22 protein-coding genes are annotated in these 26,782 nt (G+C 67.3%); 5 read left to right on the top strand and 17 right to left on the bottom strand.

Annotated elements, in window-relative coordinates; translation table 11 throughout:
- The first annotated feature begins 3 nt into the window (after positions 1 to 3).
- Together ACSFB7_RS11295 and ACSFB7_RS11290 are read left to right on the top strand one after the other, a co-directional pair.
- Positions 4 to 1,455, top strand: coding sequence for a DUF1501 domain-containing protein (locus ACSFB7_RS11295; protein WP_435470050.1), 1,452 nt, complete (start codon positions 4 to 6; stop codon positions 1,453 to 1,455).
- A complete protein-coding gene (locus ACSFB7_RS11290; RefSeq protein ID WP_435470048.1) occupies positions 1,452 to 1,793 on the top strand; it encodes a hypothetical protein in 342 nt (113 codons plus the stop codon). The genes ACSFB7_RS11295 and ACSFB7_RS11290 overlap by 4 nt, the downstream gene beginning before the upstream one ends.
- Before the next feature lie 15 nt (positions 1,794 to 1,808).
- On the opposite strand, the gene ACSFB7_RS11285 is transcribed toward ACSFB7_RS11290, so the two are convergent.
- The 11 genes from ACSFB7_RS11285 to ACSFB7_RS11235 form a co-directional block, all read right to left on the bottom strand.
- The gene (locus ACSFB7_RS11285; protein WP_435470046.1) at positions 1,809 to 3,194 is read right to left on the bottom strand and encodes an amidase; all 1,386 of its coding nucleotides are present in this window, start codon (positions 3,192 to 3,194) and stop codon (positions 1,809 to 1,811) included.
- A 59-nt stretch (positions 3,195 to 3,253) separates the two neighbouring features.
- Positions 3,254 to 4,897 (bottom strand): dipeptide ABC transporter ATP-binding protein, encoded by a 1,644-nt coding sequence (locus ACSFB7_RS11280; RefSeq protein ID WP_435470044.1) that lies wholly within the window; start codon positions 4,895 to 4,897, stop codon positions 3,254 to 3,256.
- Between the two features lie 2 nt (positions 4,898 to 4,899).
- A complete protein-coding gene (locus tag ACSFB7_RS11275) occupies positions 4,900 to 5,832 on the bottom strand; it encodes an ABC transporter permease (protein ID WP_435470042.1) in 933 nt (310 codons plus the stop codon).
- A 34-nt stretch (positions 5,833 to 5,866) separates the two neighbouring features.
- Complete coding sequence (locus tag ACSFB7_RS11270) at positions 5,867 to 6,808, bottom strand: ABC transporter permease (RefSeq protein ID WP_435470040.1); 942 nt, start codon at positions 6,806 to 6,808, stop codon at positions 5,867 to 5,869.
- A gap of 116 nt (positions 6,809 to 6,924) precedes the next feature.
- Positions 6,925 to 8,508, bottom strand: a complete 1,584-nt coding sequence (locus ACSFB7_RS11265) for an ABC transporter substrate-binding protein (protein ID WP_435470038.1) — start codon at positions 8,506 to 8,508, stop codon at positions 6,925 to 6,927.
- 6 nt (positions 8,509 to 8,514) lie between these two features.
- Positions 8,515 to 9,066 carry a MarR family winged helix-turn-helix transcriptional regulator gene (locus tag ACSFB7_RS11260; protein ID WP_435470036.1) on the bottom strand — a complete coding sequence of 184 codons (552 nt, stop codon included), beginning with the start codon at positions 9,064 to 9,066 and terminating at the stop codon, positions 8,515 to 8,517.
- A 227-nt stretch (positions 9,067 to 9,293) separates the two neighbouring features.
- Positions 9,294 to 9,656, bottom strand: coding sequence for a response regulator (locus tag ACSFB7_RS11255; RefSeq protein WP_435470034.1), 363 nt, complete (start codon positions 9,654 to 9,656; stop codon positions 9,294 to 9,296).
- A gap of 84 nt (positions 9,657 to 9,740) precedes the next feature.
- The gene (locus ACSFB7_RS11250; RefSeq protein ID WP_435470032.1) at positions 9,741 to 10,943 is read right to left on the bottom strand and encodes a hybrid sensor histidine kinase/response regulator; all 1,203 of its coding nucleotides are present in this window, start codon (positions 10,941 to 10,943) and stop codon (positions 9,741 to 9,743) included.
- Entirely contained in the window at positions 10,933 to 11,538 is a 606-nt protein-coding gene (locus tag ACSFB7_RS11245) for a chemotaxis protein CheB (protein WP_435470030.1), read from the bottom strand. The genes ACSFB7_RS11250 and ACSFB7_RS11245 overlap by 11 nt, the downstream gene beginning before the upstream one ends.
- The gene (locus tag ACSFB7_RS11240) at positions 11,535 to 12,413 is read right to left on the bottom strand and encodes a CheR family methyltransferase (RefSeq protein WP_435470028.1); all 879 of its coding nucleotides are present in this window, start codon (positions 12,411 to 12,413) and stop codon (positions 11,535 to 11,537) included. The genes ACSFB7_RS11245 and ACSFB7_RS11240 overlap by 4 nt, the downstream gene beginning before the upstream one ends.
- Positions 12,410 to 15,898 (bottom strand): response regulator, encoded by a 3,489-nt coding sequence (locus tag ACSFB7_RS11235; protein WP_435470026.1) that lies wholly within the window; start codon positions 15,896 to 15,898, stop codon positions 12,410 to 12,412. The genes ACSFB7_RS11240 and ACSFB7_RS11235 overlap by 4 nt, the downstream gene beginning before the upstream one ends.
- 156 nt (positions 15,899 to 16,054) lie before the next feature.
- On the opposite strand from ACSFB7_RS11235, the gene ACSFB7_RS11230 reads away from it, so the two are divergent.
- The 3 genes from ACSFB7_RS11230 to ACSFB7_RS11220 are packed head-to-tail and all read left to right on the top strand — an operon-like array spanning position 16,055 to position 19,561.
- Complete coding sequence (locus tag ACSFB7_RS11230; protein ID WP_435470024.1) at positions 16,055 to 18,370, top strand: ATP-dependent DNA helicase; 2,316 nt, start codon at positions 16,055 to 16,057, stop codon at positions 18,368 to 18,370.
- A complete protein-coding gene (locus tag ACSFB7_RS11225) occupies positions 18,357 to 18,974 on the top strand; it encodes an alpha-ketoglutarate-dependent dioxygenase AlkB (RefSeq protein WP_435470022.1) in 618 nt (205 codons plus the stop codon). Before ACSFB7_RS11230 ends, ACSFB7_RS11225 begins: the two co-directional genes overlap by 14 nt.
- Entirely contained in the window at positions 18,971 to 19,561 is a 591-nt protein-coding gene (locus tag ACSFB7_RS11220; RefSeq protein ID WP_435470020.1) for a DUF4304 domain-containing protein, read from the top strand. Before ACSFB7_RS11225 ends, ACSFB7_RS11220 begins: the two co-directional genes overlap by 4 nt.
- 39 nt (positions 19,562 to 19,600) lie before the next feature.
- On the opposite strand, the gene ACSFB7_RS11215 is transcribed toward ACSFB7_RS11220, so the two are convergent.
- From ACSFB7_RS11215 to ACSFB7_RS11190, 6 genes are all read right to left on the bottom strand, one after another.
- Positions 19,601 to 20,707, bottom strand: a complete 1,107-nt coding sequence (locus ACSFB7_RS11215) for a lipase family protein (protein ID WP_435470018.1) — start codon at positions 20,705 to 20,707, stop codon at positions 19,601 to 19,603.
- A 73-nt stretch (positions 20,708 to 20,780) separates the two neighbouring features.
- Positions 20,781 to 22,358 (bottom strand): ABC transporter substrate-binding protein, encoded by a 1,578-nt coding sequence (locus ACSFB7_RS11210; RefSeq protein ID WP_435470016.1) that lies wholly within the window; start codon positions 22,356 to 22,358, stop codon positions 20,781 to 20,783.
- Positions 22,359 to 22,393: 35 nt separating this feature from the next.
- The gene (locus tag ACSFB7_RS11205; RefSeq protein WP_435471026.1) at positions 22,394 to 24,049 is read right to left on the bottom strand and encodes an ABC transporter ATP-binding protein; all 1,656 of its coding nucleotides are present in this window, start codon (positions 24,047 to 24,049) and stop codon (positions 22,394 to 22,396) included.
- 5 nt (positions 24,050 to 24,054) lie between these two features.
- Complete coding sequence (locus ACSFB7_RS11200; RefSeq protein ID WP_435470014.1) at positions 24,055 to 24,882, bottom strand: ABC transporter permease; 828 nt, start codon at positions 24,880 to 24,882, stop codon at positions 24,055 to 24,057.
- A gap of 5 nt (positions 24,883 to 24,887) precedes the next feature.
- Positions 24,888 to 25,832 (bottom strand): ABC transporter permease, encoded by a 945-nt coding sequence (locus ACSFB7_RS11195; protein WP_187110331.1) that lies wholly within the window; start codon positions 25,830 to 25,832, stop codon positions 24,888 to 24,890.
- A 29-nt stretch (positions 25,833 to 25,861) separates the two neighbouring features.
- Positions 25,862 to 26,743: an alpha/beta hydrolase family protein gene (locus ACSFB7_RS11190; protein WP_435470012.1), complete on the bottom strand. Its 882-nt coding sequence runs from the start codon at positions 26,741 to 26,743 to the stop codon at positions 25,862 to 25,864.
- Between the last annotated feature and the right edge of the window lie 39 nt (positions 26,744 to 26,782).

Genomic DNA, 26,782 nt, shown 5'->3' with positions numbered 1-26,782 from the left:
CACATGTACCTCATCGACCCCGCCGGGCATTCGCGCCGCGCCTTCCTGCGTCGCACAGGCCAGCTCGCCATGGCCGGCACCGCGCTGCCCTTTGCAATCAATCTCGCCGCCATGGGCGAAGCCGCCGCGCAGGCCGCACCCGGCGACGACTACAAGGCGCTGGTCTGCGTCTTTCTCTTCGGCGGCAACGACTACGCCAACACCGTCGTCAACTACGACACCGCCAGCTACGCGAAGTACAGCGCCATCCGCGGCAGCATTGCCGTGCCCTATGGAGCGCTCACCGCGCTGAACCCCACGCTGCCGCTCGACGGTGGCCGCCAATACGCCGTGAACACGAAGATGGCGAAGCTGGCCACCCTGTTCGACGAAGGCAGCGTGGCGGTGCAGCTCAACGTCGGCCCGCTGATCAAGCCGCTCACGCGCGCGCAGTTCAACGGTTCCAACCGCAAGGACTTCCCGATCCCGCCCAAGCTGTTCTCGCACAACGACCAGCAGTCGATCTGGCAATCGTCCTCGCCCGAGGGCTCCGTCATCGGCTGGGGCGGCAACATCGGCGACCTGGCGCTGAGGCAGAACCCGTCGGCGTCGTCGCTCTTCACCTGCATCTCGGTGTCGGGCAACACCGTGTTCCTGTCGGGCGACGAGGCGCTGCAATACCAGGTCGGCACGGGGGGCGCCGTGCGCATCAAGGGCGTGAGCGCGGCCACGGGCAACATCTACAACTCGGCCACGGTCAAGGCGGCCCTGCAGCAACTGGCACAGCAGCCGCGCAGCCATACGCTGGAGAACGAATACAACAAGGTCACGAAGCGCGCGGTCGATGCCGAAGGCAAGATCACCGACGCCATCCAGTCGGACGACCTTGCGGTCAGCTTCCCGGGCGGCAACTATCTGGCCAGCCAGCTCAAGATGGTCGCGCGCCTGATCCGCGGGCGCACCGCGCTGGGCGTGAAGCGGCAGGTGTTCTTCGTTTCGATGGGCGGCTTCGACCTGCATGACGACATCGACACCCGGCAGCCGCTGCTGCTGGGCGCGCTGTCGGAGGCCATGGCCGCATTCCAGCGGCAGATGGAAGACTTCAAGATCGCCAACAAGGTCACGGCCTTCACGGTTTCGGACTTCGGCCGAACGCTGTCGAGCAACGGCAACGGTGCCGACCACGGCTGGGGCAGCCATCACTTCGTGGTGGGCGGTGCGGTGAAGGGCAAGGCGTTCTACGGCACGCCGCCGCCGGTGAGTGTGACCAACACCAGCGCCGACGACGACCAGTGGCACGTCGGCCAGGGCCGCCTGTTGCCCACCACCTCGGTCGACCAGTACGCCGCCACGCTGGCGCGCTGGTTCGGCGTGCCCGATGTGGACCTCAACGGCATCCTGCCGAACCTGAAGAACTTCGGCATGACGGCCCCCAGCGGCATCGTCTATCCGCGCGACATCGGGTTCATGAAATGACATCGATGAGCATCGGCGGCCTGAATGGCATGGAGGGCGGCGCCATCGTCAACTTCGGCGCGGAGCCCGTGGTTCCGCACAGCCTGGCGCGAAGCAGCAGCAGCCCGCTGACCCCGCGTGTGCGCCCCTTCGGCAAGGTGGAGGACGCCATCGCGGCGATCGAGGCGCTGGACCGCGACCTGCGCAAGTTCGAGATCGCGGTGGCCGACAACCTGCAGGACTACCTGGGCCTGCAGATGGCGCTGATCACCGACAGCGCACTGGCGCGCGGCTGGGAGCCCATCAGCTTCGTGCAGAAGGACGGCTTTCGTCTCTACCGCTACAAGGCGATGCGCTAGCAGCCGGCGAGCGCGTTACGCGGGCTCTGGCCACTGCGCCTGCGCCGGCCGCACGGATTCGTAGAACGAAGCCATCTGCAGCACGCCCAGGTCGTCGAAGCGGCGACCTGCAATCTGCAGGCCGATGGGCAGGCCACTTCGGGAATAGCCGCAGTTGATCGATGCCGCGGGCTGCTCCGACTGGTTGAACACCGAGGTGAAGTGCGAGTCCTTCAGCGGGTTCTCGGGCCCGCTGTTGATGGCTTCCGCCGCGAACGGCAGCACCGGCGACACGGGTGACAGCACGTAGTCGTAGGGCTGCGTGGCGGCCACGGTTGCCGCGCGCAGCGTCTGCATGCGCGTGAAGGCACGGAAGGTGTCCTCGGGCGAGAGCGATCCCGCGAACTCGCCAGCGGCATGGATGTAGTCGGCCGCCAGCTTGGCGCGCTCGATCGGCATGGCCGCCAGCTCGACGCGGCAGCGCATGGTGAAGAAATGCGCCATGCCCATGCGCATGTCCAGCGTGGTCCAGTCGGGCAGCGGCTCCACGATGGCACCGGCCTGCTCGAAGACGCGTGCCGCAGCCAGCACGGCTTCTTCCACTTCGGGATCGATCGGCCAGCCGCCCGTGGTGTCGGTCCACAGGCCGATGCGCAGGCCGCGCACGTCGCAGCTCAGGCTTTGCCATGCGATATCTTGTGCCGGCAGGCTCATGTAGTCGCGTGGATCGGGACGCGAGACCACCTTCATCAGCAGCGCTGCATCGGCGACCGTGCGGGTCATCGGGCCGATCACGCGTGCTGCCGCCGGTGGATCGACCGGAATGCGCCCATGGCTGGGCTTGAGCCCGAACACGCCGCAGAAGTTGGCGGGAATGCGCACCGAGCCTCCGATGTCGGTGCCCAGGTGCAAGGGGCCATAGCCCGCGGCGGCGGCAGCGCCGGCACCGGAGCTGGAGCCGCCCGTGTTCTTGCTCAGGTCCCACGGGTTGCGCGTGAGCGCATGAAAGCTCGATGGCGCCGCGCCCAGGAAACCGAAGTCCGGCATCGTGGTCTTGGTGACGATGACCACGCCCGCTTCGCGCAGGCGTGCGGCAGCAGGCGCGTCCGCCGCTGCGGGCGACAGCACCGTGGCGGCGCTGCCGATCGGCGACGGCGTGCCGCGCGTGGCGATGTTTTCCTTCAGCGTGACCGGCACGCCGTCGAGATCGCCTTGCGGCGCGCCTTGGGCCCATCGCGCTTCGGATGCCTTGGCCGAGGCCAGGGCGGCTTCGGCGTCCAGCCCGTAGGTGGCCTTGATGCTCGGCTCCCAGCGTTCGATGCGCGCCAGCACGGCTTTCGTCACGTCGACAGGAGAGAGCGTGCGGGCGCGGTAGTGCGCCAGCAGTTGAACGGCACTGAGTGCGTACAGGGGTGTTTCCATGGTGTGTTGCTTTTGGGGGTCGAAGATGTTGATCGGGGCAGGGTGCTGGTGCGTGCGCATCAGCCCTGCCCGAATGCGTAGCCCTGACCAGGGGCTGCTGCCAACAGGGAACGGGTGTAGGCCTCTTGCGGCGACAGCAGCACGTCGTGCGCCGTGCCTTGCTCGACGATGCGGCCCTTGTGCATGACGATCAGCCGGTCGCAGATCTGGCTGGCCACGCGCAGGTCGTGCGTGATGAAGAGGATGCCGATGGACAGGCGCTGCTGGATCTCCGCGAGCAGCTTGAGGATCTGGTCCTGCACCGAGACGTCGAGCGCAGAAACGGCCTCGTCGGCAATCAGCACCTGGGGCTCGCAGGCCAGTGCGCGCGCAATGCACAGGCGCTGCCGCTGGCCGCCGGAGAACTCGCTCGGATAACGGTGCAGCACTTCGGGCTTGAGCCGCACGAGGTCCATCAGTTCTTCGGCGCGCTTCCAGGCCTTCTCGGGCGAAAGACCGAAGTTGACCGGTCCTTCGATGATCGATTGCCCGACGGTGCGGCGCGGATTCAGCGAACGGTTCGGGTCCTGGAACACCACCTGCACCATGCGCCGGAAGGCCGAGAGCCGTGCACGCGGCGCGTGCTGTGCCTCGATGTGCGGCACCCACACTTCACCGCCGGTGGGCTCGATCAGCCGCGCGATGCAGCGCGCCACCGTCGATTTGCCCGAGCCCGATTCGCCCACGATGCCCACGGTTTCGCCGGCATGCAGCTTGAGCGACACATCGGTTGCCGCGTGCACCGTGCGCCGCTTGCCCGGCCACGAGCCGGAGCGATAAGTCTTGGTCACGCCGCGTGCATCGAGCAGCGGCGCGGCATCCGCGAGGGGCGGGCGCCGTGCGGGCTCCAGGCGCGGCACCGCGTCGAGCAGCATGCGCGTGTAGGGCTCTTTCGGCCGGCGCAGCACGTCGTCCTTCGGGCCGCTCTCGATCTGGCGGCCGAGTTGCAGCACCACGACATGGTCCGCGATGTCCGCGACCACGCCGAAGTCGTGCGTGATGAACAGCACCGCCGTGCCGTTCTCCTGCTGCATCTCGCGGATGAGCGAGAGGATCTCGGCCTGCGTGGTCACGTCCAGCGCGGTGGTCGGCTCATCGCAGATCAGCAGCGCGGGCCGCAGGATCAACGCAATGGCAATCACGATGCGCTGCCGCTGCCCGCCCGAGAGCTGGTGCGGGTAGGCGTCGTAGATGCGTTCGGGCTCGGGCAGCTTGACCCGCGCGAAGATGGCCAGCACCTTCTGCTTGCGCTCGGCGGCGCTGAGCGTGGTGTGTTCGGCCAGCATTTCATCGACCTGCATGCCGCATCGCATCACCGGGTTCAGGGCCGTCATGGGTTCCTGGAACACCATCGCCATGCGGGCGCCGCGCCATGCGCGCAGGTGCGCCGCGTCGGCCGTGAGGATGTTCTCGCCCAGGACCTCGATGCTCCCGCCCGAGGGCATCAGTAAATCGGGCAGCAGCCCCATCACCGCCTGGGCGATCACCGATTTGCCGGAGCCCGATTCACCCAGCAGGCACACGACCTGGCCGGGCATCACGTCGAAGGACACGGCGTGAACGGCATGCGGCCGGTCGGCGCCCTTGGGCAGGTCGATGCTCAGGTTGCGCACCACGAGGCATGGCGAATCGACGGCGGGTGCGTTGGAAGGCGTGTGTGCCATGGTCAGCTCCCGCGCTTGTTGAACTTCGGATCGAGCGCATCACGCAGGCCGTCGCCGAGCATGTTCACCGCCAGCACCGTGAGCGCGAGGAAGGTGCCCGGCAGCAGCACCGTCGAAGGATGCGAAGTGAAATACGCGCGGCCTTCGGACATGATGTTTCCCCAGGTCGGCACGTCCGACGGCAGGCCGATGCCCAGGAAGGACATCACCGCTTCCGCCAGCATCGCCGCCGCGCAGACGAAGGTGCCCTGAACGATCAGCGGCGCCACCGTGTTCGGCAGGATGTGGCGCAGCATCAGCTTCCAGGCGGGCGTGTCCAGTGCAATGGCCGCCTCGACATACGGCTCTTCGCGAACCGACAGCACGACCGAGCGCACCAGCCGCGCCACGCGCGGTGTTTCGGGAACGACGATGGCCAGGATCACCGTCCACAGGCTGGGTCGCCAGACCGCGACCAGCACGATGGCGAAGAGGATGCCGGGGATGGCCATCATCCCGTCCATCACACGCATGATCACGCCGTCGAGGCGGCGAAAGTAGCCCGCGACCATGCCCACCAGCATCCCGAGCGCGATCGAGCCCAGCGCCACCGCCACGCCGACCGACAGCGAGATGCGCGCACCGTAGGCCGTGCGGCTCCAGATGTCGCGGCCCATGCTGTCCGTGCCCATCGGGAAGAAGCGCTCGAAGCTGTCGCCCGCCAGCGTCGTGAATTCGGCATGCGCGCCCGGCGACAGGTGCGAGCTGGCCGGGTCCATGGCGTTGGGGTCGATGGTGTACGGCCACGGCGCTGCGACCGCCAGCACCACCATCAGGCACAGGATCAGGCTGCCCGCGCGCACGGCACCGTTCGCGAAGACGCGGCGCAGCAGCGAGGGCTTGCGATGGATGCGCGTTGCCGTCGTCGTGTCCACCGGTATGGAAATCGAAGTCATGGAAAGGGTCTCCGGAAAAAGATGGCCGCGCGCGTCAGTAGCGGATGCGGGGGTCGAGCAGCAGGTAGCTCAGGTCCACCAGCAGGTTGACGACGACATAGACGAGCGAGAAGAACAGGGTGATGCCCTGGATGAGCGGGTAGTCGCGCGAGAGCACCGCGTCCACCGTCAGTTGACCCAGGCCCGGTATGGCGTAGATGGTTTCGGTGACCACCACGCCGCCGATGAGGCCGGCCACGCTCAGGCCGATGATGGTGGCGATGGGCACGGCCGCATTGGCGAGCGCATGGCGCGTCAACATGCGCCACTCCGGAATGCCCTTGGCGCGTGCGGTGCGCACATAGTCTTCGGTCAAGGCTTCGGAAACCGCCGCGCGGGTCACCCGTGCAATGAGTGCCGCGTACATCACGGCCAGCGTGATGCAGGGCAGCACCAGGTTGCGCAGCCACGGGCCGACGCCTGCTGCAATGCGGTTGTAGCCCTGCGACGGCAGCCAGCCCAGTTGCATCGAGAACAACCAGATCATCAGGTAGCCCGCCACGAACACCGGCACGGAAAAGCCGAGGACCGACGCGCTCATGATGAAGCGGTCGAGCGCGCCGCCGCGCCGCGAGGCCGCCAGCACGCCCAGCGGCACGGCGATCAGCACGGTGAGCACGACCGTCACGGCGGCCACGGACAGCGTGGGCTCCAGCCGCTGGCCGATCAGCTCGGTCACGCTCATCTTGTAGAAGTACGAATAGCCCAGGTCGCCGCGCAGCACGTGGCCCAGCCAGCCGAAGAACTGGCTGACGATGGGCGCGTCCAGGCCGAGCTGTGCACGGATGCGCTCGATGTCCTGCACATTCGCCGCGTCGCCCGCGATGGCGGCAGCCGGATCGCCGGGCGTCATGCGCAGCAGGAGGAACACGATGACGGCCACGATCAGGAGCACGGGCACGGTGGCCAGGCCGCGCCGCAACAGAAAGTTGAGCATGTGAGAAGGTCTCGTTCGAGCGGTTGAACAGCCGGCGCGGGCAAAGGAAATCCCCGACCGGTTGCAACGGATGCAACCGGCCTGACGCCTCGGTGAAAGAGCGGGAGGGGGCTTGCCTACTTCTTGCGCACGTTCCAGTACAGAACGGCGGGCGATGGCAGCAGCCCGCTGACCACGCCACGGCGCACGGCGGTGGGCGCCTTGCCTTCGCCCAGCGGGGCGATCACGCCGCCTTCGAGCACGCGCAGCTGGATCTGCGTCGCGATGTCCTTGCGCTGCGCGAGGTCGGCGGTTTCGATGAAGCGCGTCTTCAGCGCTTCCAGCTCCGGATCGGTCGGCCAGCCGAAGAAGCCCTTGTCGCCGTTGCCGGTCAGCGGGCCGTAGCTGATGGGGTTGCTGGCGTCCACGCCACCCCAGAAGGTGATGAAGACATTCCAGCCGCCGTTTTCCGGCAGGTCCTTCTTGGTGCGGCGCGTCACCAGCGTGGCCCAGTCGGTGGTCTGCACGTCGACGTTGAAGCCCACCTGCTTGAGCAGTTGTCCGTAGATCGCGGGCATCTTGTTCAGCGCCGGCGCATCACCCGGCAGCAGGATGACCACGGGCTTGCCGTCGTAGCCCGATTCCTTGAGCAGCTTGCGGGCTTCCTCGAACTGCGGCTTGCCGGTGAAGAAACCGGTCTTGTCGCTCGCATACACCGAGCCGCACAGGTAGATGGAAGCGCAAGGCTTGTAGAAGTCACGGTAGGTGGCCTGGGCCCGCAGCATGGCTTCCTGGTTGATGGCGAGCATGGCCGCCTTCAACGCCTTCGGGTTGTTGAAGGGCGGAACCTTGTGGTTGTAGATCGCCGTGAAAGGGCCCGCGGGCATCACGTCCACCAGCTCGATCTTCGGGTTGGTGCGCATGTCGACAAAGCCGGAAGAGGGCACGGTCTCGACCATGTCGACCTCGCCGTTGAGCAGGGCGTTCACCTGCGTCTGCGGGTCGCGCAGCAGCACCCATTCCACGCGGTCCACGTTCACCACCTTGCCGCCCGCAAGGCCCGAGGGAGCTTCCTTGCGCGGCACGTAGGCGGCGTTCTTGCGGTAGATCACGCGGTCGCCGGGGCGAAAGTCTTCCTTGGCGAGCGTGAAGGGGCCGGAGCCGATCATCTCGTCGATCTGCTTGTCGGCGGGCGTGTCGGCCACGCGCTTGGGCATGATGAAAGGCACCAGCGGATTGGGCTTGCCCAGCGCGTCGAGCACCACGCCGAAGGGCTGCTTGAAGTTCATGCGAAAGCCGTTCGGGCCTTCCGCGGTGATGCTGTCCATGGCCTCGTACATCTTCTGGCCGAGCGTGTCGCGCTTGGCCCAGCGCGCGAGCGAAGCGATCACGTCCTGCGAGGTGACGGGCGCGCCGTCGTGGAACTTCAGGCCCGGGCGCAGCGTGAAGGTCCAGACCTTGTTGTCGGGGCTGGCGGTGTACTTGTCCACCATCTGCGGCCTGATCACGCCCTTTTCGTCCATGCCGAAAAGGGTGTCGTAGATCATCAGGCCGTGGTTGCGCGTGATGTTGGCGGTGGTCCAGATCGGGTCGAGGATCTTCAGGTCCGACGAAGGCACGGTGCGCAGCACGTTGTCGGCAAAGGCGCCGGCCGGGAGCGTCAGCGCCAGTGCCGACAGGGAGACCGCGAACGCGCGGCGCAGCGAGAGTGGAGTTGCCATGAAGCCTTACTTCTTTCGGGGAGTGCCAGAGGGAGGTGGGGGAGGTGGTGGAGAGGAGGAGGAATCCGCAGCCTTGCTTTCCCGCAACTGGGCCAGCAGAAACTCGAAGATGTCGCGCGAGCCTTCTTCGGCATCCATGATCTTGTGAAGGATGCGGCGCAGCGTGTCGACCTCGGACACGCTGAGGCAGTCGAGAAAGCGCGCTTCCATCTCCTGCCCGATGGGCTCGGCCTGCAGCACGAGGTCGATGCCGGCGGGGGTCAGGCACAGATGGATCTGCCGGGCGTCCTCGTTGCCGATATGGCGCTGCACCAGCTCGCGCTGCACCAGCGACGCCACGAGCTTGGACACCAGCGTCTTCTCGATGGCGCAGGTCTGCACCAGCTGGCCCATCGTGATGCCGGGTGCGCCGCCGATCATGCGAAGCAGCCGCACGTCGCGGATCGACAGGCCGAGTTCGATTTCGTACACGCGCGAGCCGCGATCCCGCGTGCGCGAGGACGCCTGGTCGAGCAGGACGTTGATGTAGTCGGTCTTGAGTTGGAGCGGTGCGTGCATGGCCAGATAGAAGAAATCTTCAATAGTTGAAATGTTCAACTATCTTGCGAACCTACGCAAGCTCTGGGCCAGGCAGCGAGGGAAATCCCCTACGAAGGGCACTGCCCTGGGGAAACTCCTCTGTAGCGGGATGGAAAGTGGCCTTGCCGAACGGCAAGGCGGTCACCGGACCGGTGCGATGCGTGCACCAGGATGCGCGTCAGCGCACCGAAGATCGGCCAGGTCGGCTAGCTTGGCGACTGCGCCAGGATGCGTTCGAGCTGCGCGATGTCGATCGGCTTTTGCAGGTGGTGGTCGAACAGCCCATCGGCCGATTGGCCGCCCGTGTCCTTCGCCGAAAACCCCGAGATCGCGATCAGCAGCTTGGGAGCACCTTCGGCCGCGCTGGCTCGCAGGCGCCGTGCCACTTCGGTGCCCGGCAAGTCGGGCAGCGTGAGGTCGATCAGTGCGGCATCGAAGCGCTCGGCGGCTACCGCATCCAGCGCCTGTTGCGCGGTGTAGGTGCAGCGCGCCGTGTGGTCCTGCAGTGTCAGCAGTTCCTGCAGCAGGTCGGCCCCGGCTTCGTTGTCGTCGACGATCAGCACGTTCACAGAGTGTTTTCTTTCCGGTTAATTCTCGAAGGGAACAGTATCGCGGGCCGCGGCCGGCCGCGCGGTAGGAGCAGGCCTACGTTCTCAGGCCTTGGCCGGTTGCAGCGGCAGGTCGACCACGAAGCGCGAGCCCTGGCCCGGCGTGCTCTCCACGCCGATGTGGCCGCCATGCAGGTCCACGATCTTTCGCGTGATGTAGAGCCCCAGGCCCAGGCCGGCCGCGTGCTTGCGGCTGTCGTCGGTGCGCTCGAACTGCTCGAAGATGCGCTCGTGGTCTTCGGGCGCAATGCCGATGCCCTGGTCGCGCACGCTCACGCGCGCCGTGCCGTCGGCCTGCTGCTGCACCACCATCTCGACCGGCTTGCCGCCGCCGTAGCGCAGCGCGTTGGTCAGCAGGTTGGTCAGCACCTGTTCGATGCGGAACTCGTCCCACACGCCGCGCAATTCGGGCGGCGCCTGCAGCGTGATGACGCAGCCCGCGGCCTCGGCCTGCTGGTGCAGGTTCTCAACCACCGCGCGGGCCAGCACCGCCAGGTCCACCGGCTTGGTCTGGATCGACAGCGCATCGCGCCGCATGCGCGTCACGTCGAGCATGTCGTCGATCAGCCGCACCATGTTGCGGATCTGCCGCTGATCGCGCTCGATCATCGCGGGCAGCCGGTCTGCCGCGAAGATCGCGAGGTTGCCCTTGGACAGATGAAGCTGCCGCAACTGGGCTTCGAGGTAGAGCGTGTTGAGCGGCGTGCGCAGTTCGTGCGAGACCATCGACATGAAGTCGTCGCGCATGCGCACCGCGCGCTCCAGCTCGCGCTGCGTGTGCTGCAGTTGCTGCACCAGTTCTTCCTGCTTGCGATGGGCCGCCGCAAGCGACTCCATCTCGTGCCGCAGCGCCTTGCGGTGCTGGTACAGGTCGACGAACACATTCACCTTGCTGACCACCGCGTGCGGATCGAGCGGCTTGTGCAGGAAGTCGACCGCGCCGCTCTCGTAGCCCTGGAAGGCGTAGTTCAGCTCGCGCCCGGCGGCGCTCACGAAGATGATCGGTATGTGCCGCGTGCGCTCGGTGCCGCGCATGAGTTCGGCCAGCTCGAAACCGTTCATGCCGGGCATCTGCACGTCGACGATGGCGAGTGCGAATTCATGCTCCAGCAGCAGCGTGAGCGCGGCTTCCGCCGACAGCGCGCGGTACACGGTGCGCCCCGGCGCACGGATCAGCGCTTCGAGCGCCAGCAGGTTTTCAGGCAGGTCATCGACGATCAGCAGCTTGCTTTCGATGTCAATGTTCATGGGCGGCCTCGAGTTGAAGAAGCAGGGCGCGCAGTTCGCGCAAGGGGAGCACGTAGTCGGGAGCGTGGCGCGCAATGGCGGCTTGGGGCATGGTGGGAATCAGTGCTTCTTTCGGTTCCTGGACGGCGGTGAGCCCGCCGGCCAGATGGATGCGGTGCAGGCCTTCGGCGCCGTCGTCGTTGGCGCCCGTCAGCAAAAAGCCGGCGAGCGCGGGGCCGTAGGCGTCGGCGGCGGAGGCCATCAACACGTCGATGGACGGGCGCGAGAACAGCACCGGGGGCTCGCAGCTGAGCGAAAAATTGCGCTCGCGCTCGATCGACAGGTGATAGCCCGGCGGCGCGAAGTACAGGCTGCCGCTGGCCAGCGGCATCTTGTCGTTGGCTTCGTGCACGGCAATCGCCAGCCGCTGCGCGAAGATTTCCGCGAGATGGCTTTCGTGTTCTTCGGGCAGGTGCAGCACCACCGCCATCGGGATGTGCCAGGTGGCGGGCAGCTCGTGCAGCAGCACGGTCAGCGCGTCGATGCCGCCGGCCGAAGCGCCGAGCACCACAGCGTCCACGTGCTTGCGGATGGAGGAACGAAGCTGCCTTCTCATGCGAGCTTGCGGTAGATGCGCTCGGCGCGGGCGTGGGTATCGAAGCGGTCCGCATAGCCCGAAAAATCGATGCTTTCCTTCGAGCCCAGGCCCAGGAAGCCGCGGTGCGACAGCGATTCATGGAACAGCCCGAGCGCCCGGTCCTGCAACTCGCGGTTGAAGTAAATGAGCACGTTGCGGCACGACACCAGTTGCGTTTCAGCGAACACGCTGTCGGTGGCCAGGCTGTGGTCGGCAAAGATCACGTCGGCGCACAGCGAGGGGTCGAAGCGCGCGGCATCGTAGGCGGCGGTGTAGTAGTCGGAGAACTCGCCGCGCCCGCCCGCGCGCTGGTAGTTGACCGTGTAGCCGCGAATGGCTTCGAGCGGAAAGATGCCTTGCCGCGCCTTCTCCAGCGAGGCCGGGTTGATGTCGGTCGCGTAGATCTGCGTGCGCGCGAGCAGGCCTTCTTCGCGCAGCAGGATCGCGAGCGAGAACACTTCCTCGCCCGTGCTGCAGCCCGCCACCCACACCTTGACCGAAGGGTAGGTGTGCAGAATCGGCACCACATGCTGGCGCAGCGCCAGAAAGTACGACGGGTCGCGGAACATCTCGCTCACCGGAATCGTCAGGAACTGCAGGAGCCGTCCGAACAGCGCCGGCTCGCGCAGCACCCGCTCCTGCAGCGCCGAGATGCTCGGCAGCCCGAGCTGGTCGAGCGCATGCAGCACGCGGCGCTTTTGCGAAGCCACGGTGTAGTTGCGAAAGTCGTAGCTGTACTTCAGGTAGATCGCCTCCATCAGCAGGCGCAGCTCGATCTCGGTGTCGCTCAGCGGATGCAGCGGCGCAATGGCCGCGCCAGGCGCTGGTTCAATGGGCGGGCGGTTGCGGGTCACAGTCTCTCCATCCGTGGCATCCATACGCGCAGCAGCGAGAACAGGCGTTCGAGGTCGACGGGCTTGGCAAGGTAGTCGTTGGCACCGGCGGCCAGGCATTGCTCGCGGTCGTCCTTCATGGCCTTGGCGGTGATGGCGATCACCGGCATCTTCTGGAAGCGCGGGTCGGCACGCATGCGGCGCGTGGCTTCCAGGCCGTCCATCTCCGGCATCATCACGTCCATCAGCACGAGGTCGATCTCTCGCACCTGGTCGAGTTTTTCCAGCGCCTCGCGGCCGTTGCGGCCGATCTCCACGGCCGCGCCGCGTTGCTCCAGCGCGCTGGTCAGGGCGAAGATGTTGCGCACGTCGTCGTCCACCAGCAGGATGGTGCGGCCCTCGAAGATGCGGTCGCGCCCGCGCGCCGTCTTCAGCATGCCCTGGCGCTCGCTCGACAGCTCGGCTTCCACCTTGTGCAGGAACAGCGTCACTTCGTCGAGCAGCCGCTCGGGCGAGCGGGCGCCCTTGATGATGATGGAGCGCGAGTAGCGCTGCAGCTCGGCCTCTTCGTCGCGCGTGAGGTTGCGCCCGGTGTAGACGATGACCGGCGGAAACGACACGATTTCTTCCGCCGCCATCTGCTTGAGCAGCTCGCTGCCCTGCATGTCGGGCAGCCGCAGGTCGGTGATCATGCAGTCGAAGACGCGGGTGCGCAGCAGCTCCAGCGCCTCTTCGCCCGAGCCGACCGCCACGATCTCGATGTCGTCGTCTTCAATGAGCCGCATCACGCTTTCGCGCTGCAGCGCATCGTCTTCCACCAGCAGCACGACCTTGACCTTCTGCGTGAGCTTTTCTTCGAGCCGGCCGAACACCTTCATCAGCTCGTCGCGCGTGGCCGGCTTCAGCGCGTAGCCGATGGCGCCCATGTGCAAGGCCGCGGCCTGTGCGTTGTCGGCGGCCGAGACCACGTGGATGGGAATGTGGCGCGTGTGCGCCGAATCCTTCAGCCGCTGCAGCAGGTCCAGGCCGGTGCTGTCGGGCAGGCGCATGTCGAGCAGGATCGCGTCGGGCACGAACTGCGTGGCCAGCTCGAAGCCGTCGGCCCCGCCGTGCGCCACCAGGCAGCGGTAGCCCAGCTCGTGCGCCAGGTCGTAGAGGATGTGCGCGAACTGCGGCTCGTCCTCGATCACCAGCACGCGGCGCACCTGGTCGCGCGGCAGCGAGCGGTCGTCGGCGAACTGCGGCGCCGGCACCACGGCCTTGGGCGAAGGCGCGGCCAACACCGGAGCGGCGGGCGCGACATAGGAATGCGCGCCGCGCATCGGTGCCGGCGCGGGCGCTGCCTGCTGTTGTGGCGAAGCCTGCGGTGCCTTCGCCGGCAGTTGCAGCACGAAGGTGCTGCCCTGGCCCGGTTCGCTCTGCACCGCGAGCGTGCCGCCCAGCAATTGCGTGAGGTCGCGCGAGATCGACAGGCCCAGGCCGGTGCCGCCATAGCGGCGGCTGGTGGTGCCGTCGGCCTGGCGGAAGGCCTCGAAGATCAGCTCGTGCTGCTGCGGGTCGATGCCGATGCCCGAGTCGGACACCGCGAAGGCCGCGCCGCCGTCCGCCGCGGCCGATACCGTCAGCGCCACTTCGCCCCGGTCGGTGAACTTCAGTGCGTTCGACAACAGGTTCTTCAGGATCTGCTCGACCCGCTGCCGGTCGGTGACCAGCGAGGCCGGCGCGCCGGGCCGGATCTCCAGCCGGAAGCCCAGGTTCTTCTGCATCGCCAGCGGCCGGAAGGTCGTCTCCAGGCTCTGCGCCAGCTTGTCGAGCGCTACGTCTTCCGGCACCACTTCGAGCTTGCCGGCCTCGACCTTGGCGATGTCGAGGATGTCGTTGATCAGCACTAGCAGGTCGTTGCCCGACGAATAGATGGAGTCGGCGAACTTCACTTGCTCGGCGCTCAGGTTGCCCTGCGGGTTGTCGCCCAGCAGCTTGGCCAGGATCAGCGCGCTGTTGAGCGGCGTGCGCAGTTCGTGCGACATGTTCGCGAGGAATTCGGACTTGTAGCGGCTGGCGCGCTGCAGCTCGTCGGCGCGGTCTTCCAGGTCGCGCTGCACGCGGCGCAGGGCGGTGTTGCGCTGGTCCAGCGCCTCGGTGCGTTCGGACAGTTGGCTGTTGGTCTGCTCCAGCTCCGCCTGCTGGTTCTCCAGCATGGCCTGCGAGGCGCGCAGGGCTCGCGACTGTTCTTCCAGCTCTTCGTTGGCGGTGCGCAGTTCTTCCTGCTGCACCTGCAGCTCTTCGTTGAGCTGCTGCGTTTCAGAGAGCACGTCCTGCAGTTGCTCGCGATAGCGCGCCGCCGCGAGCGAGGTGCCGATGTCGTCGGCCACCACGTCCAGCAACTGGCTGCCGCGCTCGTCGAGCGGTCCGGCCAGGCCGAGCTCGATCACGCCGTTGACCAGGCCGTCGCTTGCCACCGGCAGCAGCAGCACGGCCTTGGGCGCCATCTCGCCCAGGCCCGAGTTGACCCTCAGGTAGTCGGCATTGACCGGGTCGACCAGCATGCGGCGCCGCTCGGCCGCCGCCTGGCCCACCAGGCTTTCCGTGGGGGAAAAGACCTGCGGCGTGGCTTCGGCCTCGCTCGAAAAACCGTAGCTCGCCGCGCGCCGCAGCGGGCCGTGCCGCTCGCGCACGTACAGGGCGCCGACCGCGCTGCCCAGGTGCCGCGAGAAAAAGGCCAGGATCTTGCGGCCCATGTCCGGCGCGCTCAGCTCGCCGACCAGCTCGCCCACCAGCTCGGTCTGCGCGCCGCGCAGCCAGGCCTCGTGCGAGAGGCGGTCGGTGTGCGCCGCCTGTTCCTTGAGCACCACGTCGTAGCTGTCGGACAGCCGCATCAGTTGCCGCCGGCCGAAGTACGCCACCAGCCCGGTCAGCACCAGCGTGAACAGCAGGAACAGGCCCACCGTCCACCAGGCCGTGCGGTTGGCGTCGTTGTTGCGCTGGAAGCGTAGCGCCTGCTCGGTGCTGATGAAGGCGGCGAACTCGGCGCGCATGTCGTCGGTCAGCCGCTTGCCTCGGCCCAGGCGCACGGCGGCGTGCGTGTCTTCGCCGGCACGGCGCCCGGCGATCAGGCTGCGTGCAAATTCATTCCAGCTTTCCTGGAACGCGGCGATGCGGTCGAGCCGCTCGACCTGCTGCCGGTTGTCGGACACCAGCTCGCGCAAGATGGCGGTGTCGCCCTTGATGCGGGGCAGGGCGCTCTGGTAGGGCTCCAGGAAGGTTTCGTCACCGGTGATCAGGAAGCCGCGCATGCCGGTTTCCATGTCGATGCTCTGGCGCTGCAGCTCGGTGGCCGCGCGCGTCACGCGGTCGGTGTGCTCGACCCAGCCGATGCTGTTGAGCAGGAACAGGATCAGCCCGACGAACACCACGGCGCCGATGACGCCGCCGATCAGCGGGAGCTTGAGATTGCGGCTCAGCAGACGCTCGAATTGGTCGGGGTCGATCGCGGTGGGAGTGTTCATCGGTTGGATCTGTAAGCAAAACTCGTCGAGTCTTGCCGAAAAAGGATGCTTTCCCTGTCGGAAAACACCCCGAGACGGCACAGCACCTGGAAGCTGGGGGAGAAGGGCCTCGAAGGGTACTCTGGCTATACTGTGATTTCATACAGTAAAAGCAAAATGGCTTCCGACGCTTCCAGGCCGCCACTCGGGGCTCCCTTGGCGCACGTTGTTTCCGTCAAGGCGCTGTGCGCCTTCGGCGCGAAGGCGGGCGACCTCGACCTGCGCTTCGTGCCCGCGCCCAGCGCGCTCGAAGGCATCGCCGGCCATGCGCTGGTGCAGAGCCGCCGGGGCGGCGGCTACCAGAGCGAAGTCGGCCTTGAAGCGAGCTGCGGCGCGCTGCGCGTGCGCGGCCGGGCCGATGGCTACGAGGCCCGCAAGGCCAGGGTGGAAGAAATCAAGACCTTCCGCGGCGACTTCGACGCCATCCGCGGCAACCACCGCGCGCTGCACTGGGCGCAGGCCCGCACCTACGGCTGGATGCTGTGCGAGCAGCACGACCACGAAGACATGACGGTCGCGCTCGTGTACCTCGACCTTGCCAGCGGCGACGAGACCGTGCTCGAAGAAAACCACACGCGCGACTCGCTGCGCGAGCACTTCGAGCTGCTGTGCGGCCGCTACAGCGACTGGGCGCACAGCGAGGCCGGCCACCGCGCCGCGCTCGACGCAACCCTTTCGCAACTCGAATTTCCCCATCGCGCCTTTCGCACCGGCCAGCGCGAACTGGCCGAAGCCGTCTACCGCGCGGCCGTGGGCGGGCGCTGCCTGATGACGCAGGCGCCCACCGGCATCGGCAAGACGCTCGCCACCATCTTCCCGCTGCTGAAGGCGCGTGCCGCGCAGAAGATCGACAAGGTCTTCTTCCTCACCGCCAAGACCTCCGGCCGGCCGGTCGCGCTCGATGCCTTGCGCGTGCTCGACAAGGGCCGCGCGCAGGGCAGGGTGCGCGTGCTCGAACTCGCGGCCCGCGAAAAGGTGTGCGAGTACCCCGACCGCGCCTGCCATGGCGATGCATGTCCGCTGGCCAAGGGCTTCTACGACCGCCTGCCCGCCGCGCGCGAGCAGGCCGCGCAGGCCGCCTGGCTCGACCGCGAGGCGCTGCGCGGCATTGCGCTCGCGCACGAGGTGTGCCCCTATTTCCTGGCGCAGGAAATGGCGCACTGGAGCGACGCGATCGTCGGCGACTACAACTACTACTTCGACGGCAGCGCCTTTCTGTACGCCACCATGCGCGACGCCGACTGGCGCGTGGCCGTGCTGGTGGACGAAGCCCACAACCTGCTGGAGCGGGCGCGCGGCATGTACACCGCGCAGCTCGATGGCGCCGCGCTCGAAGAGGCGCACCGCGTGGCGCCGTCGGCACTGCGCGGCCCGCTGTCCCGGCTGTTCCGCGAATGGGACACGCTGCAGCAGTCGCAGCAGGCCGACTACGAAACCGGCGACGAAATTCCCGAGCGCTTCACGCGCACGCTGCAGGCCGCCAACACCGCCATGGCCGAATACTTCGCGGCCACGCCCGACGCATCGCAAGGGCCGCTGCAGCGCTTCTTTTTCGATGCGCTGCACTTCGCGCGGATGTCCGAAGCCTTCGGCGACCACTCGGTGTTCGAGCGCACGCTGGGCGCCACGCAGGAGCAGCGCAGCCTGGCCATCCGCAACCTCGTGCCCGCGCCGTTTCTCGAAGCCCGCTTCGCGGAGGCGGTGTCGGTCACCTGTTTTTCGGGCACGCTGTCGCCCTTCGAGTTCTATCGCGATGCGCTCGGGCTGCCCGAAGACACGGCGCTGCTCGACGTGGCCTCGCCATTCAGCAGCCGGCAGTTGCGCGTGGAGGTGGCGATGGACGTGTCGACCCGCTTTCGCGACCGCGCGGGTTCGCTGCGCCATGTGGCGGACATCATCGGCGCGCAGTTCGAGCGCCTGCCCGGCAACTACCTGGCCTTCTTCAGCAGCTTCGACTACCTCGACAAAGCCTGCGCCGCCTTTTCCGCCCGCCACCCCGGCGTGCCGGTGTGGACGCAGACGCGCGGCATGCGCGAGGCCGATCGCCACGGCTTCATCGCGCGTTTTGAAGAAGGCGGCCGGGGCGTCGGCTTCGCCGTGCTGGGCGGCGCGTTCGGCGAGGGCATCGACCTGCCGGGCAGCCGGCTCATCGGCGCCTTCGTCGCGAGCCTGGGCCTGCCGCAATACAACGAACTCAACGAGATCACGCGCGAGCGCATGCAGTCGCGCTTCGGCAAGGGCTACGAGTACACCTACCTCTATCCGGGCCTGCAGAAGGTGGTGCAGGCGGCCGGCCGCGTGATCCGCACCGAGGAAGACCGGGGTGTGCTGCACCTGCTGGACGACCGCTTCGCGCGGGCCGAGATCCGCGAGCTGCTGCCGCGCTGGTGGCATGTGCAATTGAGCGGGGACGAAGACGGTGCGCGCCGCTAGACGCCTCGAACACGCCGGCCAGCCCGACCTGTTCGGCGAAGCGCCCGTGGCCGCCATCGAGGGCTTGCGCTACGAACGCGGTTTTCTCTCGCGCGACGAAGAGGCCGGGTTGATACGCATCGTGCAGGGCTTGCCGCTCAAGGAGATGCGCTACAAGGAATACACCGCGCGCCGCCGTGGCACCAGCTTCGGCGGCAGCTACGACTTCGACACGAACCGCCTGAAACCCGGCGCGCCGCTGCCCGAGGTGCTGCATCCGCTGCGGGCGAAGGTGGCGGCATGGGCCGGCGTGGCGCCCGAAGACCTGGCCCACATGCTGATCGCCGAGTACCGGCCTGGCACGCCGCTGGGCTGGCACCGCGACGTGCCCGACTTCGAGGACATCATCGGCGTCTCGCTGAACAACGATGCTGTGATGCAGTTCAGGCCCTATGTGCCGGGCGCGCCCGCATCGGGGCCGGCCGCGCTCGAATTCCTGATCGAGCCGCGCTCGGTGTACCTGCTGCATGGCCCCGCGCGGTGGGCGTGGCAACATGCCATTGCCCCGACCGAGGCGCTGCGCTATTCGATCACCTTGCGCACACGGAGAATCCGCACCCCATGAATCGCACCACCTTCCTCAAGCTGCTTGGGCAAAGACTCTTTCCTGTCCTGAGGGCTCAAGGCTTCCAGGGTTCAGGGCAAACGCTGCGGCGCATCGACGGGCCGTTGATCCACGTGTTCAACGTGCAGGGCGCGAGCGGCGGCCATGCGTGCTACCTGAACCTTGGCGCACACCTGGCGTTTCTGCCGACCGAAGGTGGCGGCGCCGTGGCGCCCGATGCGGTGGAAGAATCGCACTGCGTGTTTCGCGACCGGATGGAACCGCCGCCCGGCGCCGCGTTCGGATGGGCCTATGGCGCGACGAAAGAGCAGGCAGAAGAAAACGTCGAGTTCATCGTGAGCGAGTGGGAAGGGCCGGGGCGTGCGTTCTTTGCGCGGTACAGCCACTACCCGCAAAGCTTCGAGCAGTTGCTGCGTGAGACCGACCCGGCGCAGATCCACGCCAGAACGGCATTGCATCTCGCGCGAATCGCGGTGCACCTGGGCGATCGGGCGCGGGCGCAGGCCCTGGTCGATGCGGGACTGGCGCGGGCGCCCGAGCGGGCCACGTCATTGAAGGCCGACCTTGCGCAGGTCCTGACGGCCTAAGGGCTGTTTACACGACGCAATAGGCCGCGAAGCCCGCCCTTACCTGAAGACCGGGCAGTGCGCCAGCAGCTTCTTCTCGAACAGCACCGCCACGCCGCAGTCGGACGTGAACATGCCCAGGTTGTCGTGCCCGATGCCCGGCACTTCGACGATGTGCTGGTTGAAGTTCCTGGCGTGGCGGCCCTTCAGGTAGTCGAAGTACGGATGGCCCCGGGCCAAGCGGTTCGGCCCCTGCGCCATGCCGCCGCAGGAGCGGTCGAAGAAGTGCAGGTACGGGTCGGTGTCGGCACCGCCGAGCAGGTAGACGACGTTGCGCGATGCGTAGCGGGCTTCGAGCGACTTCACATCCTGCTTCGTCACATAGGGCGGCGCCTTGTCCAGGCCGTAGGGCCAGTCGTTGACGGCAGGGCAGGCCTGCAGGTCGGCCGGCTGCAGCTTGCCGTTGGCCGAGGGCCGGTCGCGGTCGAAGTAGAGGTAGTTGCTGGGGTTGGCGATCACGTAGCGGATGCCGATGCTGGTGCGGCGCAGCACCGCCTCGCCGTCGCTGGTGGCCACATAGCGGTTGAGGATGCGTCCGCCGGCCGAATGGCCGATCAGCAGTACCTCTTTCAATGCCGGATAGAGATCGCGGTTCGCGAAATGCGCCAGCACCGCATCGAGCGCCGAGAACGAGCTGACCGGCGCGGCGCCGGCCGCCCCGTCGCCGCGCGCCCAACTGGAGCGGACCCAGCCCAGCACATCGGGCGACAGGTTGAAGGCCTTCGCATCGTTGGTGGTGAGGAACTGCGGCGCCACGACCATCGTGCCAGTGGCCGCGTCGCCCGCGTTCTGCACGATCTTCTTGCCGGTGGCGAAGTACACGTCGGCGTTGCGCAGGATGCCGTGGACGATCACGACCACGCGCCGCACATCGGGCGCGGGTGCGTTGATCGGGCGGTCGGCGTAGAGCGGAATCGTGCCCGTGCCTTCCGCCGTCTTCACGACGATGCGCTGGTCGCCGACCTGCTTCACAGGCTCGTCGACACGCCGGCTGTTGCGGGTCGCCAGGTCGCCTTCGCCCTGCGTCTGGGCGGGAACGTTGGAGCCGATGAGAAGAAGTGCTAGAAACGCCGCGCGCATGAAGCCTGCCGACTTGCCGATGGACATGAAGAGAACTCCAGGAAAAAGGTGCAACCGTTCGAGAGCCTACTGACGGACCGACTGACGGGCGGCACCGACCTTAACTGCCTTTGGCCGCGCCCGCCGCATTCACCGAAACACCCCACATGCGCGGCTTGCCTTCCCACACCGCAAAGCCGCTGATGCGCTTGCGCACGGCCCAGGCGTCGAGGCCGTTGAACAGCATCACCATGGGCACCTGCTGGATCATCAGCGCGTGGATCTGGTCGAACAGCGCCTGGCGCTTCTTCGGGTCCGATTCGGCAAAGCTGTCGTCGATGAGCTTGAGCGCCTGCGGGTCTTCCCACACCTTGCGCGCCTGCTTGTCCTTGGGGCCCGCGAACTGTTCGTAGCTCAGCGCCGGATCGAGCCGCGACGAATAGCTGAACGAGCTGATCTGGTAGTTGCCGCTGTTGTAGCGGTCGAGCTGCGTGGCCCATTCGAGCACTTCCAACTGCGCGTTGATGCCCACCGACTGCATCATGGCCTGCGCCAGCACCGCCACCGTGTAGCTGGGCACATGGGCGCGCTTGTTGGTCTGGATGGTGATCTTCTCGCCCTTGTAGCCGGCCTCGCGCAGCAGCTTCGCGGCCTGTGCGGGGTCGTAGTGCCAGCCCTTCTTTTGCGCGGGGCTGTAGAAGGCCGAGCCCTTGTGGATGGCCGAGTTGTTGACCGAGCCCAGGCCTTCGGAAGCCGCCGCCACGATCTGCTCGATGTCCAGCGATGCGGCGATGGCCTGGCGCAGCTTCTGGTTTTTCAGCAGCGGGTCGCGCGTCTGGATCAGCAGCACGTTCTTGATGGCCTCGGGCGGTGCCTGCACCGTGAGGTTGCGGTCGTTCTTGAGTTCCTGCGCGTCGCTCGAGGTGATCTGACCTGCATCGATGGCGCCGGACTTCAGGCCCGCCGCCGCGGTGGCCGCGTCGGGCACGACGAGGAACTTCACCGTGTCCACCAGCGGCGCCTTCAGGCCGATGTAGCCATCGGACCTGGTGGCACCGGCGGCCGAGGTGTAGCCCTTGAAGGCCGTCACCGTGACGTATTCGCCGCGCTTCCACTCCGCGAGCTTGAACGGGCCGGTGCCCACGGGCTTGTCCCAGCTGCCGTCGGCTTTGACCGAACTCTTGTGCAGGATGGCCGTCATGCCGCAGTCGGTGCGCGCGAGCGTGTCGAGGAACACGGCCGAGGGCTTGTTGATCTTCATCACGAAGGTGCTGTCGTCGGGCGTGGTGGTCTCGACCACCTTCAGGCCGTTGCGGCCGTCGTACTCGCTGGTGCAGCGCCAGTCGGTCTTCGGGTCCATGTAGCGCTTCCAGTTCCAGGCCACGTCGGCCGAGGTCATCGGCGCGTCGTTGTGGAACTTCACCCCCTTGCGCAGCTTGAAGGTGTAGGTCAGGCCGTCCTTCGACATGTCGACCGACTGCGCCAGCAGCGGGCCCACGCTGCCGTCCATGCGGTAGCCGACCAGCCCTTCGACGATGTTCAGCACCACGCCGTCGGTGGTGTTGTCGCGGTTCACGCCGGGGTTAGTGGAGCGGATGTCGGCGGGTTGCGCGACCGTCACCGTGGTCTGCGCGAAGGCGCCCGAAGCGGCCAGGCAGGCGCTGGCGATGGCGGCGTGGCGGAAGAAAGAGCGGGGCATCAGGAACTCCTGCGGGGCAAGTACAAAAGAAAGGATCAGGCGAAGGCCGGCGCTTCGGCGCCGAAGCGCCAGCGCAGCCGCACGCCGCCGGCATCGGTCGGCTCCAGCGCCGGAATGGCCGACAGCAGCTTGCGCGTGTAGTCCTGCTGCGGCGCATCGAACACGGTGTCGCGCGAGCCTTGCTCGACGATGCGACCGTCCTGCATCACGATCACGCGGTCGGCCACCTGTTCGACCACGCCGAGGTCATGACTGATGAACAGGCATGAGAAGCCGTGGCGCTTCTGCAGCTCGGCGAAGAGTTCGAGCACCTGCGCGCGCACCGTCACGTCGAGCGCGGAGACCGGCTCGTCGGCGATCACGAAGGCGGGCCGGCGCACGAGCGCACGCGCGATCGCCACGCGCTGACGCTGGCCACCGGAGAGTTCGTGCGCATAGCGCGGCGAATAGGCCGTGCCGAGGCCGACTTCATCGAGCACTTGGGCCACGCGCTTTGTCTTGTCGGCCGACGACATGCCCTTGACCAGCCGCAGCCCTTCGCCGACCAGTTGGCCGATGGTCATGCGCGGGTCGAGCGAGGCATACGGATCTTGAAACACCATCTGGCACTGCAGCCGGTAGTCGAACCAGCCCGCGTCCGAGCGCGCGATGGAGCGACCACGAAAAAGAATTTCGCCGCGGCTGGGCTTGAGCAGTCCGGCGATGGTGCGGCCCAGCGTGGTCTTGCCCGAGCCCGAACCGCCGACCACCGCGACCACTTCGCGTGGGCGCACCACGAGGTCGATGCCATGCAGCGCGCGCTTGGGCACCGCCTTGGCGAACAACCGGCGATGGCCGGGGTAGTCGACCACGAGGTTGCGTACCTCGATGACGGGCGCCTCGTCCACCACCTGCCGCGCGGGCAGCCGGCGCGGCATGGCCTGCAGCAGCTCGCGGGTGTATTCGTGCTTCGGGTGTTCGAGCATGTCGTCGGTGTTGCCGACCTCTTTCACCTCGCCATGCCGCATCACGACCATGCGCTGCGTGAAGCGCGCGACCATCGGCAGGTCGTGGCTGATCATCAGCACGGCCGTCTGGTGTTCGCGCGTGAGGCCGACCATCAGCTCCAGCACGTCGCGCTGCACCACGGCGTCGAGCGCGGTGGTCGGCTCGTCGGCGATCAGCAGGGCGGGCTCCAGCAGCATCACCGAGGCCAGCATCATCCGCTGGCGCATGCCACCCGAGAACTCGTGCGGCCACGCCGCCAGCGCCCCCTTCGGATCGCGGATGCCGACGCGCGCCAGCATGTCGAGAATGCGCGCCTGCCGTGCGGCGGGCGACAGGTCGCGGCGGTGCAGCGCGAGCGCTTCGCCGAGCTGCTTGCCGATGGTCATCGACGGGTTCAGCGAGGTCATCGGCTCCTGGAACACCATGCCGACGCGCGCGCCGCGCAACGCGCGCAGCCGTGCCGGCTTGGCGAGCGCCAAGTCTTCGCCCTCGAAGAGGATGCGGCCCGCGGTGCGCACCAGCGGCGGCGGCGTGAGGCCCATGAGGGCGCGCGCGGCCTGCGTCTTGCCGCTGCCCGATTCGCCGACGATGCCGACCATCTCGCCCGGCGCGATGTCGAAGGACACGTTGCGCACGATCTCGCGTCCGCCCATGCCGACGGCGAGCGTCAGGCCTTCCACGCTGACCAGTGGCGTGTTTGTCATGGCTGTCATTGCACGCCCTTCATGCGCGGATCGAGCCAGTCGCGCACCGCGTCGCCCAGCAGGTTGATGCCCAGCAGCGTCAGCGCGATGCACAGGCCCGGAAGAATCGACAGGTAGCTGGCCTGCGCCATGAACGGGCGGGCCGACGCGAGCATGTTGCCCCAGGTGGGTGCCGGTGGCGGCACGCCCAGGCCCAGGAACGACAGCGCGCTCTCGGCCAATATGACCCAGCCGAACATCGAGGTGGCCAGCACCGTCAGCGGCGCGGTGCAGTTGGGCAGCACATGGCGCAGCATCGTGTACAGCTCGGAGTTGCCGAGCACGCGCGACGATTCGATGAACTCCTTTTCGCGCAGCGACAGCACCGTGCCGCGCACGATGCGCGTCACCGACGGCGTGTAGGCCAGCCCGAGCGCCAGGATGATGCCGTACTGGTTGGCCCCCACCACCGCAAGCAGCCCCAGCGCCAGCAGCAGGCCCGGAAAGGCCAGCAGCGCATTGTTGAAGGCCATCACGATGCGGTCGGTCCAGCCGCGCAGAAAGCCCGTCAGCACGCCGACGATGCTGCCCACCACGATGGAGAAGCCCACGGTGAGCACGGCAATCCACACGCTGGTGGCAGCGCCGGCCATGAGGCGCGACAGCTCGTCGCGGCCAAACTCGTCGGTGCCCAGCAGGTAGGCGCCGCCGGGCAGCTTCAGGCGCGAGCCGAAGTTGATGCGCAGCGGATCGTGCGGCGTCCACACGAGGCTGATGAGCGCCGCCGCGGCGATCAGGCCGACGATGACGATGCCGGCCAGGGCGTTGAGGGGAATGCGCTTCTTGCGCTTCATCGTTGTCATTCGACGGCGACGCGAGGGTCGAAGAGGGGGTAGCAAAGATCGATCACGAGGTTCACCACCACGTAGATCACGGCCACGAACAGCAGGCAGCCCTGGATCACCGGGTAGTCGCGCGCAAAGATCGCATCGACCAGCAAGCGGCCCAGGCCCGGAATGGTGAACACCGTCTCGACCACCGCGATGCCGCCGAGCAGGTTGCCCAGCACCAGGCCGATCAGGGTCCAGGTCGGGCCGAAGGCGTTCTTGAAAGCATGGCGCATCAGCACCGCGCGCTCCGACAGACCCTTGGCGCGCGCATGCGTGATGTAGTCCAGCCGCAGCACTTCGAGCGTGCTGGCGCGCGCCATGCGCATGAGCACGCCGATCTCGTGCAGGAAGAGCGTGAGGATCGGCAGCACCAGGTACAGCAGGCCGTTCTTCCAGTCCTCGGTGATGCCCACGTAGCCCACCACCGGCAGCCAGCCCAGCTTCAGGCCGAACAGCAGCAGCAACAGCAGGCCGAGCCAGAAGGTCGGGATCGACACCAGCAGCGTGGCCGAGCCGACCAGCAGCAGGTCGGGCGCGCGGTTCTGCTTCCACGCGGCGATCATGCCGGCGGGCACCGCGACCATGGCGGCCAGCGCCACGGCCACCAGCACGATGCGGCCGCTGATCAGAAAGCGCTCGGCCACCAGCGGCAGCACTTCCTGGCCGCTGTTGATCGACGTGCCCAGGTCGCCCTGCAGCACGTGGCCGAACCAGATGCCGAACTGCGCCATCACCGAGCGGTCGAGGCCCAGGCGCGCGCGCAGTTCCGCAAGGCTGGCGGGCGTGGCGAGGTCGCCCAGCAGCAACTGCGCCGGGTCGCCGGGAATCAGCCGTATCAGCACGAACACCGACACCGCCACGATGAGCAGTGTGGGAATCGCCATCGCGATGCGGGCGGCTGCAAAACGGAACATGCCTTGTTCTTCCTTGTGGGTGGTGGGCGTCAGGCCGGCGAGGGCACGGTGGCGCGCAGCGCGTGCAGGGCCTTCGCGAAGAAGTCTTGCACATGCCCCACGCAGGCCAGCCCGTTGTGCGGCACGTTGTCGAGCAGGTCGAACGCAACCTTCACGCCAGCCGCCTCGAAGGAGCGGCGCAGGGTTTCGAGGCGCTCGGGCCGCGTGCGGCCGGCGTCGTTCGCGCCCGGCATGAAGAACTTGCCGCCTTCGCGGTGCGTGATCTCCCAGGTCTCGATGTCGGCCTTGCCGGCAATCATGTGCACCGGCACGCGGCGCAGGGCGTCGAGGTTCATCGGCTTGCCGAAGCGGGCCTCGAAGTCTTGCGTGCCCACCCACCAGCCTTGCTGCGGGTCGATGAGCGTGACCGAGCCCGGCGCGCCGATGGACGCGGCCCACAGGTGCTCGGGGTGCAGCATGGCGAAGCGGTTGACGAACTGCCCGCCGCCCGAATAGCCGAAGAGCGCGAAGCGGCTGAAGTCGCAGCCGAACTTTTCGCCGACCTCGGCCGCCATGTCGAGCAGGATCTGGTCGTAGCGGATGTCGGCTTCGACGAGATGCTTGAAGCCGTCGCGGTTGCCGTCGCCGCGCACACCGGCCGGGAACAGCGGGCACAGCACGATGCAGTCGTTCCACTTGGCAAAGCCGCTGAAGGCCTCGCGGTAGTTGACGAAGGCGCGGCCGGTGCCGTGCACCACCACCACCAGTTGCATCGGGCGCGTGCCGGGCTGGCCGATGTGCTCGGGCACGTAGGTGCAGTACGAAAAGCGCGAATCGCTGCGCGAGGCGTAGATGGTGCTGGGGCCCAGGTCGTAGATGGCGCGGGCGCGTCGCTCGGCCAGGGCGGTGGTGGCTTCGGTGGTGTCGGTCATGAAGAAGGCTGCGGATGAAGAGAGAGAAGGGCGGCAGGA

Source organism: Variovorax raffinosi (assembly GCF_051216615.1).
Taxonomy (GTDB): Bacteria; Pseudomonadota; Gammaproteobacteria; order Burkholderiales; family Burkholderiaceae_C; genus Variovorax.
This window is presented reverse-complemented; position numbering and strand designations above follow the sequence as displayed.